This is a genomic window from Calothrix sp. PCC 6303 (genome assembly GCF_000317435.1).
Classification (GTDB): Bacteria; Cyanobacteriota; Cyanobacteriia; order Cyanobacteriales; family Nostocaceae; genus PCC-6303.
Map to the genome: position 1 here is coordinate 816,695 of NC_019751.1, position 14,369 is coordinate 831,063.

11 protein-coding genes are annotated in these 14,369 nt (G+C 41.3%); 8 read left to right on the forward strand and 3 right to left on the reverse strand.

Going from position 1 to position 14,369, the window contains the following annotated elements:
* Positions 1 to 243: 243 nt before the first annotated feature.
* The 3 genes from CAL6303_RS03370 to CAL6303_RS03380 all read left to right on the forward strand — a co-directional run bounded on the left by CAL6303_RS03370 (position 244) and on the right by CAL6303_RS03380 (position 5,113).
* Positions 244 to 2,100: an NAD(P)H-quinone oxidoreductase subunit F gene (locus tag CAL6303_RS03370; protein ID WP_041740238.1), complete on the forward strand. Its 1,857-nt coding sequence runs from the start codon at positions 244 to 246 to the stop codon at positions 2,098 to 2,100.
* Between the two features lie 90 nt (positions 2,101 to 2,190).
* Positions 2,191 to 3,693: an NADH-quinone oxidoreductase subunit M gene (locus CAL6303_RS03375; protein WP_015196424.1), complete on the forward strand. Its 1,503-nt coding sequence runs from the start codon at positions 2,191 to 2,193 to the stop codon at positions 3,691 to 3,693.
* Between the two features lie 283 nt (positions 3,694 to 3,976).
* Entirely contained in the window at positions 3,977 to 5,113 is a 1,137-nt protein-coding gene (locus CAL6303_RS03380; RefSeq protein ID WP_015196425.1) for a CO2 hydration protein, read from the forward strand.
* 105 nt (positions 5,114 to 5,218) lie between these two features.
* Here CAL6303_RS03380 and CAL6303_RS03385 read toward each other — a convergent pair whose 3' ends face one another.
* Entirely contained in the window at positions 5,219 to 5,908 is a 690-nt protein-coding gene (locus CAL6303_RS03385; RefSeq protein WP_015196426.1) for a response regulator transcription factor, read from the reverse strand.
* Position 5,909: 1 nt separating this feature from the next.
* Entirely contained in the window at positions 5,910 to 7,025 is a 1,116-nt protein-coding gene (locus CAL6303_RS03390) for a sensor histidine kinase (protein WP_015196427.1), read from the reverse strand.
* Between the two features lie 615 nt (positions 7,026 to 7,640).
* Here CAL6303_RS03390 and CAL6303_RS03395 point away from each other — a divergent pair.
* From CAL6303_RS03395 to kdpC, 5 genes are all read left to right on the forward strand, one after another.
* Positions 7,641 to 7,979, forward strand: a complete 339-nt coding sequence (locus CAL6303_RS03395; RefSeq protein ID WP_051036598.1) for a TrkA C-terminal domain-containing protein — start codon at positions 7,641 to 7,643, stop codon at positions 7,977 to 7,979.
* Complete coding sequence (kdpA, locus tag CAL6303_RS03400; protein ID WP_015196428.1) at positions 7,955 to 9,640, forward strand: potassium-transporting ATPase subunit KdpA; 1,686 nt, start codon at positions 7,955 to 7,957, stop codon at positions 9,638 to 9,640. Before CAL6303_RS03395 ends, kdpA begins: the two co-directional genes overlap by 25 nt.
* Before the next feature lie 127 nt (positions 9,641 to 9,767).
* Complete coding sequence (gene kdpB, locus CAL6303_RS03405; protein WP_015196429.1) at positions 9,768 to 11,837, forward strand: potassium-transporting ATPase subunit KdpB; 2,070 nt, start codon at positions 9,768 to 9,770, stop codon at positions 11,835 to 11,837.
* A 110-nt stretch (positions 11,838 to 11,947) separates the two neighbouring features.
* A complete protein-coding gene (kdpF, locus tag CAL6303_RS03410) occupies positions 11,948 to 12,184 on the forward strand; it encodes a K(+)-transporting ATPase subunit F (protein WP_015196430.1) in 237 nt (78 codons plus the stop codon).
* 16 nt (positions 12,185 to 12,200) lie between these two features.
* Positions 12,201 to 12,842 (forward strand): K(+)-transporting ATPase subunit C, encoded by a 642-nt coding sequence (gene kdpC, locus CAL6303_RS03415; protein ID WP_015196431.1) that lies wholly within the window; start codon positions 12,201 to 12,203, stop codon positions 12,840 to 12,842.
* Positions 12,843 to 12,855: 13 nt separating this feature from the next.
* Here kdpC and glgA read toward each other — a convergent pair whose 3' ends face one another.
* Positions 12,856 to 14,247 (reverse strand): glycogen synthase GlgA, encoded by a 1,392-nt coding sequence (glgA, locus tag CAL6303_RS03420; RefSeq protein WP_015196432.1) that lies wholly within the window; start codon positions 14,245 to 14,247, stop codon positions 12,856 to 12,858.
* Positions 14,248 to 14,369: the final 122 nt, after the last annotated feature.

Sequence of the window (14,369 nt, forward strand, 5' to 3'; positions counted from 1 at the left end):
GTGCAAAAATGTTTGATTTATTTAAACGGAAAGTATAAAAAAATAAATGCCTACTTTGACATAAAAGTCAACTTTTTATGGGGAATATTTTTGGGAAAATAACTATGTAGATAACATTGCTTAAATTAGCTTTAAGTTCAGATTTTTCAAATCACTCAGTTTAGAAAAACTAATATGTAGAGTTGGGGAAGAATTCCCAGATGACAAGTTCACATCCCAGGAATTTTTTAGATGAATCAATTGATCAATCAGTTTTTGTTCTCCACCAGTTGGTGTGTACCTTTTTACGGTCTAATCGGTGCGCTGATTACACTACCGTGGGCGATGGGTATAATTCGGCGTACAGGTCCAAGACCAGCAGCCTATTTAAATCTACTCATGACCGTTATCGGTTTAGTTCACAGCTTAGTAGTATTTAAAGATATTTGGAATCATGACCCAGAAACAATATTCTTCCACTGGTTTCAAGCAGTAGACTTCGATTTATCATTTGCAATTGAAATCTCGCCAGTAAGTATTGGGGCATCTGTAATGATTACAGGTTTGAGCTTATTTGCTCAAATCTATGCCCTAGGCTACATGGAAAAAGACTGGGCATTGGCGCGTTTCTTCGCGCTGATGGGGTTCTTTGAGGCAGCTTTGAGTGGCTTGGCAATCAGTGATTCACTATTTTTAAGTTATGCCCTACTAGAGGTATTAACCTTATCAACCTATTTATTAGTGGGTTTTTGGTATGCCCAACCCTTAGTGGTGACAGCTGCCCGTGATGCCTTTTTAACTAAGCGGGTGGGGGACTTAATGCTGTTGATGGGGGTGGTGACACTTTCTAACTTAGCAGGAAGTTTAAACTTTTCCGATTTACATGAGTGGGCGCAGACAGCCCAACTTAGTCCCCTAACATCAACTTTATTAGGACTAGCATTAATTGCTGGACCTGCGGGTAAATGTGCTCAATTTCCCTTGCATCTATGGTTAGATGAAGCAATGGAAGGTCCTAACCCAGCGTCAGTACTGCGAAACTCAATGGTGGTGGCGGGTGGTGCCTACATTTTATTTAAATTGCAACCGATTTTAGCTTTGTCTCCAGTGGCATTAAACGCCTTATTGGTGATGGGTGGAGTGACAGCAGTAGGGGCAACCTTAGTTTCTTTGGCGCAAATTGACATTAAGCGATCGCTTTCCCACTCAACCAGTGCTTATATGGGACTAGTATTCCTAGCAGTGGGTTTGGAACAGGGCGGCGTGGCATTAATGCTGTTGTTAACCCATGCCATCGCTAAAGCCCTATTATTTATGAGTTCAGGCTCAGTAATTTACACCACCGGAACCCAAGATTTAACGGAAATGGGCGGTTTGTGGTCACGGATGCCAGCCACCACCACAGCCTTTGTAGTTGGTTCCGCCGGGATGGTATCATTATTACCTCTAGGTAGTTTTTGGGCAATGTTGGCATGGGCAGATGGTTTAGCAACTATCTCTCCCTGGGTAATTGGGATATTAGTATTAGTTAACGGCTTAACAGCATTAAATTTAACTAGAGTCTTCAGATTAATATTTTGGGGTACCCCGCAGCAAAAAAGCAAACGCAGCCCAGAAGTTGGTTGGCAAATGGCAGTACCAATGGTGTCCCTAACAATCGTGAACTTACTAGTACCAATTATGTTGCAACAGTGGTATTTGTTGCCTCCTTGGGAAAGCATTAATTTGGTAGTTCTAGGGTCATTAGTATTTTCCACCGTTTTGGGTGTCGCCGTAGGTTCCCTAATTTACCTGCACAAAGCTTGGTCACGTTCACGCATCTTTGCATGGCGATTAGTGCAAGATTTATTGGGATACGACTTCTACATCGACCGTGTGTATAAATTAACTATAGTTAACTTAGTAGCGATGTTATCAAGGGTTTCAGCTTGGAGCGATCGCTTTTTAGTTGACGGCTTGGTAAACTTAGTTGGTTTCGCCACGATGTTCGGCGGACAAAGTTTGAGGTATAGTATTTCTGGTCAATCTCAAGGATACATGTTAACAATTCTCATCGGTGTTAGTATCCTCGGTTTCTTCATTAGTTGGTCATTAGGACTTTTAGATCGTTTGCCATTTTAGAAAAACTGGACGCAAAGTCAAAAAAGTTCAGGAAACAGAGTCAACGAATTTTTCCCTGCCCCTGCCCCCTGCCCCTTTTCCACATTCATCATGCTCACCGCTCTAATTTTGCTACCTTTAATAGGAGCAGCCATCATTGGTTTTTTACCCACGGGTGTAGAACCGAAAGTCACGAAAAAACTAGCTTTATTATTTTCAGCGATCGCATTCGCCTGGACAATCGTTTTAGCTATTAAATTTAATCCTAGCGATATCAATCAACAATTTGCCGAATTTATCCCTTGGATAGATGCGCTTGGCTTAAATTACAGCCTGGGAATCGATGGTTTATCACTGCCATTACTGCTTTTAAATGGACTCCTCACCTGTATTGCCGTTTTCAGCAGTGATGAATCTCAAAAGCGTCCCAGATTCTACTATTCCCTGCTTTTACTGCTCAACGTTGGCGTAAATGGGGCGTTTCTCGCACAAGATTTACTCCTATTTTTCCTATTTTATGAACTAGAACTAATTCCCCTATACTTACTCATCGCTATTTGGGGAGGAGAACGTCGAGGATATGCTGCCACAAAATTTTTAATTTACACAGCACTTTCAGGCATCCTAATTTTAGCGAGTTTCCTGGGCTTAGTGTGGTTGAGCGATTCACCTAGCTTTGCCCTCAGCACCCTCCATGCCACATCCCTACCACTTGCCACCCAAATTTTACTCCTGGTGGGAATTTTAATTGGTTTCGGCATCAAAATCCCCTTAGTTCCCTTCCACACATGGCTTCCAGATGCCCACGTAGAAGCATCTACCCCCATATCAGTCCTCTTAGCTGGAGTATTACTGAAACTGGGAACCTACGGCTTACTGCGATTTGGCATGAACCTATTACCAGAAGCTTGGGGTTATATTGCCCCCTGGTTAGCAACTTGGGCAGTAGTTAGTGTACTCTACGGATCGTCGTGTGCGATCGCGCAAAAAGACATGAAGAAAATGGTGGCATATAGTTCCATTGGACACATGGGATATATCCTCCTCGCAGCCGCAGCCGCAACACCATTGAGCATATTAGCTACAGTCATGCAGATGGTTAGCCACGGTTTAATATCTGGCATGTTGTTTTTACTAGTGGGTGTTGTATACAAAAAAACAGGTAGCCGTGACCTTGATGTTGTTAGAGGACTATTAAATCCGGAACGAGGAATGCCCGTGATTGGTAGTTTAATGATATTAGGGGTAATGGCAAGTGCAGGTATACCGGGAATGGTGGGATTTATTTCGGAATTTCTTGTTTTTCGCAGTAGTTTTGCAGTTTTCCCCATCCAAACCCTAATTTCAATGTTGGGTACCGGGTTAACAGCAGTTTACTTCCTAATTTTGACAAATCGTGCCTTCTTTGGCAGATTATCAGAACAAACTAGTAATCTCCCTAGAGTATATTGGTCAGATAGAATACCCGCTTTAATTTTGGCACTATTTATCATCATTTTTGGAATTCAACCTGGGTGGTTAAGTCGTTGGACAGAACCAACTATTACAGCAATGGTAAATACTCAAGAATCACTTGTCAGTGAACAGTCAACAGTCAACAGTTATCACAATTAGAGTTCTTGGATTTGCCTCTCGTCCATCATGAAAAGTGGAGTTTTGTCATTGCGACGTTACGTAGACGCTGCATCGGGTTGTCGTTCCCCAAAGGGGTTGCCGAAGGGAAGACTAGCATAAGCCCGTAGTGCTGGCTACGTCTACCCACAATCTTGGCTTCAAACTACATCTCTCAAAATAGACAAGGTTTAAATCAGTAAGTATAAGCATGGTGAATAATTTAAATCTAACTAATCACTGATGACTAATAACTGATAACACAATATTATTTGGAATAAGAACAATGGTAACTACTAAAAATACAAATCATCCTACAAACAGCTTCTTATCAGAATTTGTAGATCGACTACTATCAGGTGACGCATTACTTCCTGATAGTCCAAGAAATGTATTAGAAGTAGTTGGTGTTCTTAAAAGTTATGCCGTAGTTTTAGATGCCTATTCTGATAATTTAATTTACATTGCAGATCACCAATTTTTGCAGTTTTTCCCCTTCTTTAAATATTTTAACGGCGACGTTTCACCACAAAAACTATTTCGTCACCTGTGGCACGATAGAATTAACTTTGAGTATGCTGAATACTGCCTCAAAGCAATGCTTTGGCACGGTGGTGGCGGCTTAGATAGTTATTTGGATACTCAAGATTTTCAAGAAAGAGCGCAAGCGGTAATTAATGCAAAATTTAAATATAATCCTTTAGTAACGGGAATTAATAGATTTTTTCCCGAATTTTTGACTGAACAATTAAGAGTATCAGCATACTACAGTGGTTTAGGGCAATTTTGGCGAGTTATGGCTGATATGTTCTTCACCTTATCAGATCTCTACGATATCGGAAAAATTACAACGATTCCCCAAGTAGTTAAACATATTAGAGATGGACTAGTAAATAATGCAGCTAATCCCATCACCTACGAAGTCAAAATCCAGAATCAAGTATATGAAATCCTCCCTAAATCTATAGGTTTAACCTTCTTGGCAGATACAGCAGTTCCCTATGTAGAAGCAGTATTTTTCCGGGGTACGCCATTCCAAGGTACAGTATCTTATAACGCCCAAGCTTACCAAGTTCCCGTCGATCAATCGAGATTTCAATATGGCGCATTATATGCTGATCCTTTACCCATTGGTGGTGCAGGAATTCCCCCAACATTATTAATGCAGGATATGCGTCATTATTTACCTGAGTATTTACATGAAATCTATCGCAATAGTCCGCGCGGTGAAGATGATTTGCGGGTACAGATTTGTATGAGTTTTCAAAAGTCGATGTTTTGCGTTACCACAGCAGCAATTACAGGGTTAATGCCTTATCCTGCTGATACTTCAAAATCAGAAGAAAGGAAAGAAAACGAAGTATTTTTACAGAAGTGGTTGAAGAGAATGGAAAATTCGCAGTTAATGGCTGTAAATCATTGACTTCTCTCCGGCATAAATGCACGGAGATTATAAACAGTTGCAAAACAGGGGGTTTGAAACAGTAAGTTAATTAAGCGATTACAAACAATAATATCAAAACCCAAATTATTCTTCTATAGTCAAGCCATTTTTAATTAAATGTCTTTGTAAAGCAGCAACTACAGCTTGAGCGCGATCGCTTACTTCCAATTTGTGTAAAATAGCGTGGACATGTACCCTAACTGTTCCAGGGGTAATGTAGAGTGTTTGGGCTATTTCTTGGTTACTTTTTCCAACTGCTAGCAATTCTAAAATTTCCTGTTCTCGATGGGTGAGGGGATTGTCAGATTTTGAAATATTGACAGAGATATTTTCTAAGTTAGGTTGCGATGTAAAGGAAGAACGAATTTCTTTTGTTGCTGTTTCATCCCACCAAGATGCACCAGCTGCAACAGAACGAAGTGCTAATATTAACTGATCAGCAGCAATCCCTTTGAGACAATAGCCTTGAGCACCAGCTTCTATCAATCTGCTAATTAGGGATTGTTGGGAATGAGATGTCAAAATTAGTACTGACAGATTGGGGTTTTGTTGCTTTATTTGCCGACAGGTTTCAATTCCTCCAATCCCTGGTAATCCTACATCCAAAAGCACCACATCTAAAGGATGCTGCTTTGTTAATTCAATAGCTGTTTCGCCATCTTCAGTTTCGGCGACAATCTCTAAGAGGGTGTCTTGTTGTAATCGTACACGCAAGCCTAACCGGAAGAGTTCATCATCCTCAACTAGGAGAATTTTGATTGGGGTAGAAGGCATTTTACATAGAATGTGAGGCAGAAACAGAGGGATGGAATGGCAGAACAGGTAGTTTAAAGCTAAAAATAGCGCCAGATGGAATTCTGTTCTCTGCCCAAATTATACCGTTATGTGCTTCAATTATTTGGCGAGATAGGTAAAGCCCCAACCCGAAACCTTTGGCTTGTCTGTCGCTATTACCTTGGTAAAATCGCTCGAATAGGTATGGGAAGTGTTCGGGTTTAATCCCTGCACCTGTATCCAAAATTTTCACAACTTGGTAAGAGGTTTGTGGTTCTAATATTACCTCAACGCGATCGCCTCTTCGAGAATGATTAATTGCATTTATTAAGAGATTTGTCAATACTCGTTGCAGTTGCAATGCATCACCATTTACCCAAAGGGATTGCCGAAAATCGGAATCGCCATAATTAAAGGATAGATGGACGCGACGACTAGCAGCTAATTGAGTTAAAGTAATCGCAGCTTCTTCCACCAAGACAGCTAAATCTACAGGTGCGAGGTTCAGTTTTAAGCCTTCGGTATCATTGCGATAGACATCTAATAGGGTTTCTAATAGCTGCAAAGAAGTTTCATGACTACGCGCCATTGTTGCTAAGACTTGCTGCTGGCTTGGTAAAATAGCACCAAATTGTTCTTGTTGAAAGGCTTTGATGATTTCCATTGCCCCCAAAAGCGGTGTTTTCAAGTCGTGGGTGAGGGTGGAAGCAAAATCTTCTCGCAATCTCACCAATTTTTCCTGTGTTTCCAGTTTAGTGGTAGTGAGTGCGATCGCATCTTGCGATTGACGTAGACGCTGACTCAAAAATCCCGTCACTATTAATGCCATCGCGGCAATAATTCGACTGGCAATGGTGGAAAATCTTATCGCTTCATGTCCAGGTATCCACAGGTTTAATATAGTTAGGAAAACAGCCGCAAAGGTGGCTTGCAAAGTTGCAATTTCCCCAAACCAAGAGTTTACTAATAAAATCGCTCCGCTGTAGAGATACCCAAATACATAGTCACTAGGAGTCGAATATTCTAACACTCCTAACACAACAAACATAGTCAAAATCAGCAAACTTTTAGCTATATATAGATCGTTAGATCGTAATTTAGACATTAAGCATACCATTCACAAAGCTACCTATTGATTATTTTATTAAATATCTAAACCTTGTCTATTTTGAAAACCGTAGTTTGTAACTCAAGATTGTGAGATTGCTTCCTTAGGAATGTGAATTAAATAAAGTACAAAAGTAGTATGTGTAAGTGTAATGAAACGCTTTTAGCGTTCCCGTAGGGTAGGTAGGCATGAATAAAGCGAACTATATAACGATTTGTAAATTTAGCTCAAAGCTTTATCCCAACTGCCTACTGCCTGATCATAACTATGATTTTTCCCACCCACCTACTTAGCGTGATTTGGTGCGTTACGAACTTCATTCTCTAGCAAAGCCATGCCCGTATAGCCATTTATTTAAGAAAGGCGAAGCCGCCCTTAAAGGGCTAGGGCTGCACCCTACAATACCTAATTTTGTAACTGCTGGTAGCACAGACTATGCCAACAAAAATCAAATAGTAATCCTATACAGTGTTTAGACAATATCTAAACACCGTAAACGCAGAATAAACAAAAAATAAACCTTTTCTATATCTTTAGTCTATTGTTTTCATCCCAAAAATAATCAATGATATGGGTTGAGACAATTAAAAAAGCAAATCTTTATTTCTGCAAAACTATGCTGTTATGGCATTAGATTTAACTAGTGTAAAAATTCAAATTAATAGTTGTTATTGTGGGATGGCTTTAAGTCATCTCAAACTACCACCAAACTGCTTTTTATTAGGGATTGTGAGAGGTGTTCACATTATCTTAGCAAGCGAAGAAGCAACTATTCACTGTGGAGATGATTTGCTTGGTGTTGCTCTAAGTTCAGCCCAGATGCCAGCACTCAAGTTTATTTTGCAAAAAACACACCCAATTTACTACTCATTTAATGAGTGCTTGCTAGATAACACATTAAATAATTCAACTTATCCTGCCAGGAGTTTTAATAATTCATGCTACAAGGATGGATACAAATAGCTTTGACATTGCTCATTGTCATTGCCACCACTCCCTTACTTGGAGGATACATAGCTCGCGTTTATATGGGAGAAAGAACCCTAATTGACCCAATAATAACGCCAATTGAAAGAGTTATTTATGCCTTGAGTGGGGTTAGAACGCAACAAGATATGACAGGAAAACAGTATGCCACAGCAGTATTATATAGCAATCTGATGATGGGAATTTTGGTATTTTCTATCTTGATGCTGCAAGGGTTTTTACCCCTCAATCCTACAGGTTTAGGTACACCAACTTGGGACACAGCCCTACATACTACTATTTCCTTTCTGACAAATACAGATCAACAGCATTATTCTGGCGAAACGACATTTAGTTATGCCAGTCAAATGTTTGCTTTGGGGTTTCTCATGTTTACCTCCGCAGGAACGGGTTTAGCGGTGGGGATTGCCTTTATTCGCGGTTTAACTGGAAAAGCTCTAGGTAATTTTTATGTTGATTTAACTAAATCAATTACCCGTATCTTATTACCCATATCGATTATTGGGGGATTGTTGTTAATCTTGGCAGGTGTACCCGAAACCCTAGCAGGAGTGGCAACAGCCACTACACTGGAAGGAAGCACACAAGCGATCGCACGGGGACCAGTTGCCCATTTTGAGATCATCAAACAATTGGGGGAAAATGGCGGCGGTTTTTTTGCTATCAACTCAGCACATCCCTTTGAAAATCCCAATGGTTTCTCAAATTTATTGGAAACTTTGGCAATGATTTCTATCCCCACTGCCTTGATTTACACCTATGGGGTATTTGCTAACAATCGCAAGCAAGCATGGTTAGCTTTCTGGATGGTATTTGCCATCTTTATTGTTTTAGTAGGTATTGCCGCAGTTGGAGAATATCAAGGAAATCCCCAAGTTAATGCTCTTTTAGGTTCCCAACAACCAAATTTAGAAGGGAAAGAAGTCCGCTTTGGTTGGGCGCAAACTGCATTATGGGCAGTGATTACCACCGGGACAATGTGTGGTGCTGTAAATGGAATGCACGATTCCTTAATGCCTCTTGGTGGATTTGTCACTCTCTTTAATCTGTTTTTACAAATTATTTGGGGAGGACAAGGAACAGGTACAGCATATTTGTTTATTTACTTCATTTTGGCAGTCTTCTTAACAGGTTTAATGGTGGGACGAACACCGGAATTTTTAGGACGCAAAATTGAGAAAAAAGAAATTGTCCTTGCCAGTGTCGTTTTGTTGGTTCATCCCTTCGCCATTTTGATTCCTTGGGCAATTGTTTTTGCCTTCCCCGATACTTTAGGGGGTATTAGTAATCCTGGTTTTCACGGTGTTTCCCAAGTTGTTTACGAATATGCTTCTGCCGCAGCTAACAACGGTTCTGGTTTTGAAGGATTGGGAGATGCCACTTTGTGGTGGAATCTTAGTACTAGTGTCACTATCTTAGCTGGACGTTATATCCCGATCATTGCTTTGTTGTTGCTGGCAGATAGTATGTCCCGCAAGCAACCCGTAGCCATGACTTCCGGTACGTTGAGAACTGACACGGGGCTTTTTACTGGTGTTACAGGGGGAGTCATTTTGATTCTGGGTGCGCTGACTTTCTTCCCTGTACTTGTTTTGGGTCCCATTGCTGAAGGGTTTTTAATGGGTAGGGGTGGGTAATAAAATATTTTAACGCAGAGAGGCGCGGAGGTAAGCGCAGAGGTACGCAGAGAGAAGTTGGCTGGAGATTGTTTCTTCCGCAAAACTTCGGAGAGGAAGAGAGAATAATTCTGATTAAGTACTACTAATGGAAGCCACTACAAAAACTCGACAAGAACGTAAACATACGCCGAAACCGAAAACAAAAGGACTGTATTCTAGAGCGTTTAAGCAGGCTTTTGTGAAGCTAGACCCCCGTAATATGCTCAAAAATCCGGTGATGTTCTTGGTTTGGATGGGGACAATTGTCACCGCTTTGTTAACAATTGAACCGAACTTATTTGGTAATACGCCGGGAAGTAATCCCCGATTGTTTAATGGTTTAATTACGATCATTCTGTTTTTCACCCTTGTATTTGCTAACTTTGCCGAAGCTGTGGCTGAAGGAAGGGGTAAGGCACAAGCTGATACTTTGAGGGCAACAAAATCTGATACTTTTGCTCGTAAACTGCTTCCCGATGGTTCTATTCAAGAGGTGAGTTCTACAAGTTTACGTCGTGGTGATCAAATCAAAGTGGTTTCTGGTGACATTATCCCCGCAGATGGGGAAGTTATCGCTGGGGTGGCTTCGGTGGATGAATCGGCAATTACTGGGGAATCAGCACCAGTGTTAAAGCAACCAGGAACAGATATCGCTAGTTCTGTAACTGGGGGAACCCGCATCACTTCCGATGAACTGACAATTCGTGTCACATCTGACCCCGGACAGGGTTTTATTGACCGGATGATTGCCTTGGTTGAGGGTGCAGCGCGGACTAAAACGCCGAATGAAATTGCTCTGACTGTGCTTTTAGCGGTGCTGACGCAAGTGTTTTTAGTGGTGATTGCGACTTTGCCCACGGTATCAATTTACGTAAAATCACCTGTAAGTATTGCTGTATTGATCGCTTTGTTAGTAGCTTTAATTCCTACCACAATCGGCGGATTATTGAGTGCGATCGGGATTGCCGGGATGGATCGGGTTGCCCAATTTAATGTGATTGCCACCTCTGGAAGGGCGGTGGAAGCCTGTGGAGACATTAATACCCTAGTTTTGGATAAAACTGGAACAATTACTTTAGGAAACCGTTTGGCGGAGGAATTTATTCCCGTTAATGGTCACTCTTTAGATGATGTGGCAAAAGTTGCCTTAGCATCTAGTGTATTTGATGAAACACCGGAAGGTAAATCAATTATTAAGTTGGCGGAAAAATTAGGGGCAAAATTGGATTTTGACCCCGGAAAATCGGAAGGAATTGAGTTTTCGGCAAAAACCCGGATGAGTGGGACTAATTTACCCAGCGGGGTAGAAGTTCGCAAAGGTGCTGTAGATGCAATTAAGGGATTTGTGCGTTCCCGGAATGGGAAAATTTCTCCCGAACTTGATGCTGCTTACGAGCGAGTTTCTAGATTAGGTGGAACCCCGTTAGCGGTATGTCAAGAGGGTGATATGTATGGTGTGATTTATCTCAAAGATATCATCAAACCAGGTATCAAAGAACGCTTTGACCAAATGCGACGCATGGGGATTAAAACGGTTATGCTGACAGGGGATAACCGAATTACAGCCTCGGTAATTGCTGAAGAAGCGGGTGTAGATGATTTCATTGCGGAAGCAACTCCGGAAGACAAAATTGAGGTGATTCGCAACGAACAAGCGCAGGGTAAATTGGTGGCAATGACGGGGGATGGTACTAATGATGCACCTGCACTCGCTCAAGCTAATGTCGGTGTGGCAATGAATTCGGGTACGCAAGCTGCGAAGGAAGCTGCAAATATGGTGGATTTGGATTCTGACCCCACGAAGTTAATTGATATCGTGACTATTGGTAAGCAGTTGTTGATTACTCGTGGTGCTTTGACTACTTTTTCGATTGCGAATGATGTTGCTAAGTATTTTGCGATTATTCCCGCGATTTTTCCGGGGATTGGTGTTGGTGGTTTAAATATTATGGGTTTGGCAAGTACTCAATCTGCGGTGTTGTCGGCGCTGATTTATAATGCTTTGATTATTCCGGCTTTGATTCCTTTAGCGTTGACTGGAGTAAAGTTTCGACCTTTGAGTGCTGACCAACTGTTACAGCGTAATATTTTTATTTATGGGTTGGGTGGTGTGGTTGCTCCTTTTATTGCAATTAAGGTGATTGATGTTTTGATTGTCGGGGTTGGGTTGGGTTAGTTAATATTTTTAACGCAGAGTTGCGCGGTAGACGCTTTGCGGCTTGCCGTAGGCTGGGAAGCGCAGATTTACGCAGAGAAAGAGAGAAAGAGAGAAAAAAAGAGGGGATTATGAAGGATTTAGCTTTTTTGGAGGTGTTTGTTTTGATTGGTAGTAAGCGGAATCGGGTTCCTTTGAGTTTGTTTTTGGTGATGTGTTTGAGTGTGCTGCTATCTCCGGCAGTCCAAGCGGCAACACCGGGTGATACTTCACGTTGGCAGGTTTATACGATTGGTTTGCTGGGGTTGGTGACTGTTTGTTTGTGTGTTTATTTGTTTGTTGTGATTTTTCAGCCTGAGAGATTTTAAGTAGTAGGTTTTTGTTATGAGTCAGACACGTCAAATTGCTAAAGCTTTTCGTTCAACTTTGGTTTTATGGTTGTTAACAGCGTTTATCTACCCATTTTTTATGCTGTTTTGTGGACAGACTATACTTCCTTTTCAAGCAAATGGTAGTTTAATTACGAGAAATAATACGATTGTGGGTTCGGAATTAATAGGTCAGATGTTTACAAGCGATCGCTATTTCTGGAGTCGTCCCACCACTACAGGCTATAGCACTGCTGACCCCAAAAATGACCAAGCAGGAATTTTGAAAACTGGGGTATCGGGTGCCAGTAATCTCGCTCCCAGTAATCCAGCATTATTGGAACGGATTAATGGCAAAGACGATCCCGATCCCCAGAAGAAAATAGTAGGTTTGATACCTCGTCTCAAAGCCGCAGGTATCAAACCTACAGCCGATTTAGTTTATACCTCTGGTTCTAGTCTTGACCCTCACATTACCCCGGAAGCGGCTAAAGCCCAAATTGCAAGGGTGGCAAAGGTGCGAGGAGTTCCAGCTAATCAATTAGCAAGTTTGATTACTCAAAATACCGATGGTCGTTTTTTAGGAATTTTTGGCGAACCTGCAGTTAATGTTGTGAAGTTGAATTTAGCTTTAGATGCTTTAAAATCTATAAGCTAAATCAGTTTCATGATTAACTCTCTTCTTCTTCCGGCAAGTCATACATTGAGCGATACAATTTAATATATTGCTTTGCTGATCGATGCCAACTAAAATCTTGATTCATGCCCCTTTGTTGTAGTGCTTGCCATTGTGGCTTGTAACGGAAACCTTCCCACGCACGCACTAAGCATGTAAATAAATCTAATGGTTCATAGCGATCGAAACAATAGCCTGTACCCTCATTCAGCATTGGTTCATGGTGGGATACGGTATCAACTAATCCCCCGGTTCTGCGGACAATTGGTACAGAACCGTAACGCAATGCCATCATTTGACTAATTCCACAAGGTTCAAATCGGCTTGGCATCAAAAATGCATCGGTTCCTGCATAGATACGACGGGCGAGGGCATCATTATAAAGTAGGTAAGTGGCAATACGTCCAGGGTAACGTGATGCTAATTCCCACATTTGAGTTTCATAATATCTATCACCTGTACCTAGTAAGACAAATTGAGCATCGGTGTATGCCATAAACCGATCTAAAACCTGAATTACCAAATCGATACCTTTTTGCTCGACTAATCTTGTCACCATGCCGAGAAAAAAGGCTTTGGCATTAACTTCTAATCCTAATTCTTCTTGTAGGGCAACTTTATTTGCTTTGCGTTTTTCCAGTTTCTCAGCAGTAAAATCTTCGGCTATATATTTGTCATTACTAGGATCATAAACTTCGGTATCAATCCCATTAATAATTCCCGATAATTTACTGCTAATAAATGATAGTAAACCTTCAATTTCTTCACCATAAGCTGGTGTTTTTATTTGCTCGGCATAGGTGGGAGAAACAGTATTTACACGGTCGGCAAATTGTACTGCCGCTGCCATGACATTATGTCCCTGCATATACCAAGGACACCAAGTAATTTTATCTAAATACCAACGCCAAGGACCTTGATATGCCAAATTATGAATTGTAAATACGGTGGTAATATCTGGCGATTGATTCATCCACACTGGTATCATCCCTGTGTGCCAATCATGGCAGTGGATAATATCTGGCTTCCAGTAATTCCAGCAAAATTCTGCTGCCCCATTGGAGAATAATACAAATCTCCAAGCTTCGTCTTCACCAGCGTAGATGCGGCGCGGAGAAAATGCTGGATGTCCGAATAAATACAAGGGGACATCAGTACCTGGTAATACTCCTTCGTAGACAGCGAAGTCTTGAAACATCGCGTATCCCTGCCAAATTGGATCTTTAGGGATTTCCATCTTATCGGGTAAAAAACCATAGTAGGGAAGGAATACCCGTACATCATGCCCCATTTGCCGAAGGACTTTCGGTAGAGCACCAACAACATCACCCATTCCCCCGACTTTGGCAACGGGAGCCGCTTCCGCAGCGACAAATAAGATTTTCATGGTATTTTAATATACTTCCCTAATTAAATTTGAAACTTGAGATCTTAGTCAACTGCTAGATCCCCGAATTCTTGAACAATTCGGGGATATGAAAGCGAATCTGCAATACTCCAAAAAATTTA